Origin of the sequence: Kingella kingae ATCC 23330, assembly GCF_900111845.1 — a bacterium.
GTDB lineage: Bacteria > Pseudomonadota > Gammaproteobacteria > Burkholderiales > Neisseriaceae > Kingella > Kingella kingae.
The window spans coordinates 1-5,817 of record NZ_FOJK01000043.1; the positions used below are offsets into that span (position 1 = coordinate 1).

Here is a 5,817-nt window from a genome sequence, read left to right on the forward strand (position 1 = left end):
GTTGAGTTTACCGAATTCCAATTTCCAAGAAGTTGAAAAATAAAAGTTGTGGAAAAACAGAGAATTGCAAAAAAGTTGTAAAAAAGTGCTAGAAATTATTTGACGGTTTGTGGTGAGTAGCGTATAGTTCGGTTCTTCGCTGCTACGGCGGCGAAGAAAAGAGAATAGCTGACTGATTATACAGAAGTTGGTTAAGTTTTTCAAGGTTTAGAAGTAAGAAGTTCTTTAACAGATAGATTACCGATAAGTGTGAGTGCCTGATGGTCTCACACTGCTTAAAACAGACAAGATTGTTGTTTTAGTTTTTGGTTATACCTTATGGTTGCTAATAATTGAAATAATTCTCTGTCAGTTACTTTGAAGCAGACCAGAAGTTAAGTAAGTTAGAGATTGAACATAAGAGTTTGATCCTGGCTCAGATTGAACGCTGGCGGCATGCTTTACACATGCAAGTCGGACGGCAGCACGAGTACTTGTACTTGGTGGCGAGTGGCGAACGGGTGAGTAATATATTGGAACGTACCGAGTAATGGGGGATAACTATCCGAAAGGATAGCTAATACCGCATACGCTTTGAGAAGGAAAGCAGGGGATCTTCGGACCTTGCGTTATTCGAGCGGCCAATAACTGATTAGCTAGTTGGTGGGGTAAGGGCCCACCAAGGCGACGATCAGTAGTGGGTCTGAGAGGATGATCCGCCACACTGGGACTGAGACACGGCCCAGACTCCTACGGGAGGCAGCAGTGGGGAATTTTGGACAATGGGCGAAAGCCTGATCCAGCCATGCCGCGTGTCTGAAGAAGGCCTTCGGGTTGTAAAGGACTTTTGTTAGGGAAGAAAAGGTTGATGCTAATATCATTAACTGATGACGGTACCTAAAGAATAAGCACCGGCTAACTACGTGCCAGCAGCCGCGGTAATACGTAGGGTGCGAGCGTTAATCGGAATTACTGGGCGTAAAGCGAGCGCAGACGGTTAGTTAAGCAAGATGTGAAATCCCCGAGCTCAACTTGGGAACTGCGTTTTGAACTGGCTAGCTAGAGTGTGTCAGAGGGGGGTAGAATTCCACGTGTAGCAGTGAAATGCGTAGAGATGTGGAGGAATACCGATGGCGAAGGCAGCCCCCTGGGATAACACTGACGTTCATGCTCGAAAGCGTGGGTAGCAAACAGGATTAGATACCCTGGTAGTCCACGCCCTAAACGATGTCAATTAGCTGTTGGGCAACTTGATTGCTTAGTAGCGTAGCTAACGCGTGAAATTGACCGCCTGGGGAGTACGGTCGCAAGATTAAAACTCAAAGGAATTGACGGGGACCCGCACAAGCGGTGGATGATGTGGATTAATTCGATGCAACGCGAAGAACCTTACCTGGTCTTGACATGTACGGAAGAGAGTAGAGATACTCTTGTGCCTTCGGGAGCCGTAGCACAGGTGCTGCATGGCTGTCGTCAGCTCGTGTCGTGAGATGTTGGGTTAAGTCCCGCAACGAGCGCAACCCTTGTCATTAGTTGCCATCATTAAGTTGGGCACTCTAATGAGACTGCCGGTGACAAACCGGAGGAAGGTGGGGATGACGTCAAGTCCTCATGGCCCTTATGACCAGGGCTTCACACGTCATACAATGGTCGGTACAGAGGGTAGCCAAGCCGCGAGGTGGAGCCAATCCCAGAAAACCGATCGTAGTCCGGATTGCACTCTGCAACTCGAGTGCATGAAGTCGGAATCGCTAGTAATCGCAGGTCAGCATACTGCGGTGAATACGTTCCCGGGTCTTGTACACACCGCCCGTCACACCATGGGAGTGGGGGATACCAGAAGTAGATAGGGTAACCGCAAGGAGCCCGTTTACCACGGTATGTTTCATGACTGGGGTGAAGTCGTAACAAGGTAGCCGTAGGGGAACCTGCGGCTGGATCACCTCCTTTCTAGAGAAAAGAAGAGATTGTTAGGTACTCACACTTATCGGTAATTTAGATGAAGATGCGAAGAGCAAGAAGTACACAAAATGGGTTTGTAGCTCAGGTGGTTAGAGCACACGCTTGATAAGCGTGGGGTCGTAGGTTCAAGTCCTACCAGACCCACCAGGATTAGAGAAGCGAATTCAAGTTGTAAAGCTTACGAGAAGTAAGAAATACTGGGGGCATAGCTCAGTTGGTAGAGCACCTGCTTTGCAAGCAGGGGGTCATCGGTTCGATCCCGTTTGCCTCCACCAAGATTAAATAAAATGAAAAATTAGATTGCAAATTAAAGCAAGTTTAGATAAACTGGCGAGCTTACTTTAATTTGCGATATATTTTTTATAAGCGAAAGCTGAGAAGAAGTATAATTAAACGCATCGATCTTTAACAAATTGGAAAGCCGAAATCAACAAACAAAGACAATGTTGTCGATTTGGTTTGGGATGCTGATGCAACAGTATTTCAGGCAGCCTGCAAAGGCAACAAATCGAATAACAAAATTTGGGTGATGATTGTATCAACTAATCTTGAATTCAAAAGGCAAGGTTAGTACACAACAAGCAGTAAGCTTTATCAAAGTAGAGAATCTAAGTTATTTTAGTAGTCAACGCTAAAATAGCAAAGTCAGAAGGTTCTTCAAATGATAGAGTCAAGTGAATAAGTGCATCAGGTGGATGCCTTGGCGATGATAGGCGAAGAAGGACGTGTAAGCCTGCGAAAAGCACGGAGAAGCTGGCAAAAAAGCAATGATACCGTGATGTCCGAATGGGGAAACCCACTGCACTCGTGCAGTATCCTAGTCTGAATACATAGGGCTAGAGAAGCGAACCTGGAGAACTGAACCATCTAAGTACCCAGAGGAAAAGAAATCAACCGAGATTCCGCAAGTAGTGGCGAGCGAACGCGGAAAAGCCTGTATATGATAATGGTTAAGATAGAAGAAGGGATTGGAAACTTCCGCCATAGTGGGTGATAGCCCCGTATTTGAAATCTTAACCATGGTACTAAGTATACGAGAAGTAGGGCGGGACACGTGAAATCCTGTCTGAATATGGGGGGACCATCCTCCAAGGCTAAATACTCATCATCGACCGATAGTGAACCAGTACCGTGAGGGAAAGGCGAAAAGAACCCCGGAAGGGGAGTGAAATAGAACCTGAAACCTGATGCATACATACAGTGGGAGCATCTTTGTGGTGTGACTGCGTACCTTTTGTATAATGGGTCAACGACTTACATTCAGTAGCGAGCTTAACCGAGTAGGGGAGGCGTAGGGAAACCGAGTCTTAATAGGGCGACTAGTTGCTGGGTGTAGACCCGAAACCGAGTGATCTATCCATGGCCAGGATGAAGGTGCGGTAAAACGCATTGGAGGTCCGAACCCACGCATGTTGCAAAATGCGGGGATGAGCTGTGGATAGGGGTGAAAGGCTAAACAAACTCGGAGATAGCTGGTTCTCCCCGAAAACTATTTAGGTAGTGCCTCGAGTATGAGACTGATGGGGGTAAAGCACTGTTATGGCTAGGGGGTTATTGCAACTTACCAACCCATGGCAAACTAAGAATACCATCAAGTTGCTCCTCGGGAGACAGACATCGGGTGCTAACGTCCGGTGTCAAGAGGGAAACAACCCAGACCGCCAGCTAAGGTCCCAAATGATAGATTAAGTGGTAAACGAAGTGGGAAGGCACAGACAGCCAGGATGTTGGCTTAGAAGCAGCCATCATTTAAAGAAAGCGTAATAGCTCACTGGTCGAGTCTTCCTGCGCGGAAGATGTAACGGGGCTCAAATCTATAACCGAAGCTGCGGATATACTTTTGTATATGGTAGGGGAGCGTTCTGTAAGCCTGTGAAGGTGACTTGTAAAGGTTGCTGGAGGTATCAGAAGTGCGAATGTTGACATGAGTAGCGATAAAGTGGGTGAAAAGCCCGCTCGCCGAAAGCCCAAGGTTTCCTACGCAACGTTCATCGGCGTAGGGTGAGTCGGCCCCTAAGGCGAGGCAGAAATGCGTAGTCGATGGGAAACAGGTTAATATTCCTGTACTTTGATTCAATGCGATGTGGGGACGGAGAAGGTTAGGTTAGCAAACTGTTGGAATAGTTTGTTTAAGCCAGTAGGTGGAAAGAGTAGGCAAATCCGCTCTTTCTTAACACCGAGACGTGATGACGAGTGTCTACGGACATGAAGTGACCAATACCACGCTTCCAGGAAAAGCCACTAAGCTTCAGTTGAATCAGAACCGTACCGCAAACCGACACAGGTGGGCAGGATGAGAATTCTAAGGCGCTTGAGAGAACTCGGGAGAAGGAACTCGGCAAATTGATACCGTAACTTCGGGAGAAGGTATGCCCTCTAATGTTAAGGACTTGCTCCGTAAGCATCTGAGGGTCGCAGAGAATCGGTGGCTGCGACTGTTTATTAAAAACACAGCACTCTGCTAACACGAAAGTGGACGTATAGGGTGTGACGCCTGCCCGGTGCTGGAAGGTTAATTGAAGATGTGCAAGCATCGGATCGAAGCCCCAGTAAACGGCGGCCGTAACTATAACGGTCCTAAGGTAGCGAAATTCCTTGTCGGGTAAGTTCCGACCCGCACGAATGGCGTAACGATGGCCACACTGTCTCCTCCCGAGACTCAGCGAAGTTGAAATGGTTGTGAAGATGCAATCTCCCCGCTGCTAGACGGAAAGACCCCGTGAACCTTTACTGTAGCTTTGCATTGGACTTTGAAGTCACTTGTGTAGGATAGGTGGGAGGCTTTGAAGCAGAGACGCCAGTCTCTGTGGAGCCGTCCTTGAAATACCACCCTGGTGACTTTGAGGTTCTAACCCAGACCCGTTATCCGGGTCGGGGACCGTGCATGGTAGGCAGTTTGACTGGGGCGGTCTCCTCCCAAAGAGTAACGGAGGAGTTCGAAGGTTACCTAGGTCCGGTCGGAAATCGGACTGATAGTGCAATGGCAAAAGGTAGCTTAACTGCGAGACCGACAAGTCGAGCAGGTGCGAAAGCAGGACATAGTGATCCGGTGGTTCTGAATGGAAGGGCCATCGCTCAACGGATAAAAGGTACTCCGGGGATAACAGGCTGATTCCGCCCAAGAGTCCATATCGACGGCGGAGTTTGGCACCTCGATGTCGGCTCATCACATCCTGGGGCTGTAGTCGGTCCCAAGGGTATGGCTGTTCGCCATTTAAAGTGGTACGTGAGCTGGGTTTAAAACGTCGTGAGACAGTTTGGTCCCTATCTGCAGTGGGCGTTGGAAGTTTGAAGGGGGCTGCTCCTAGTACGAGAGGACCGGAGTGGACGAACCTCTGGTGTACCGGTTGTTTCGCCAGAAGCATAGCCGGGTAGCTAAGTTCGGAAGAGATAAGCGCTGAAAGCATCTAAGCGCGAAACTCGCCCAAAGATGAGACTTCCCTTGTGGTTTAACCATACTAAAGAGTCGTTCGAGACCAGGACGTTGATAGGTGGGGTGTGGAAGCGCGGTAACGCGTGAAGCTAACCCATACTAATTGCTCGTGAGGCTTGACTCTATCATTTGAAGGACTTTGAAAGTAAACACAAATAATGTAAATACAAAGCAAAGTAATCAAAAAGATAAAGCTTACTGATGAATACAGTTTATCACCGAAATACAGTTGATTAAATAATAAATAACGAAAGAAATTTTTTTCTAACGGCTTACCAATTTGACAGTTTACGTTTGGCGACCATAGCGGTTTGGTCCCACTCCTTCCCATCTCGAACAGGACAGTGAAACAAACCAGCGCCGATGATAGTATAGTCCCTATGCGAAAGTAGGTCATCGCCAAACTCTTTATTACAAACCTCCTGCTAATAATCTATATTCGC

Annotated in this window: 2 tRNA genes and 3 rRNA genes; all 5 read left to right on the top strand. The window is 47.7% G+C overall.

The annotated features are described in order from the left end of the window. The first annotated feature begins 392 nt into the window (after nucleotides 1–392). Nucleotides 393–1,929, top strand: a 16S ribosomal RNA gene (locus BQ5809_RS07915). Between the two features lie 82 nt (nucleotides 1,930–2,011). Further along, a tRNA-Ile gene (locus BQ5809_RS07920) sits at nucleotides 2,012–2,088 on the top strand. A gap of 52 nt (nucleotides 2,089–2,140) precedes the next feature. Then, nucleotides 2,141–2,216 (top strand) — tRNA-Ala (locus BQ5809_RS07925). Between the two features lie 393 nt (nucleotides 2,217–2,609). After that, nucleotides 2,610–5,498, top strand: a 23S ribosomal RNA gene (locus BQ5809_RS07930). A gap of 169 nt (nucleotides 5,499–5,667) precedes the next feature. Continuing rightward, nucleotides 5,668–5,779 (top strand): 5S ribosomal RNA (gene rrf, locus BQ5809_RS07935). Together the 16S, 23S and 5S rRNA genes with 2 tRNA genes alongside form the textbook arrangement of a ribosomal RNA operon. Nucleotides 5,780–5,817: the final 38 nt, after the last annotated feature.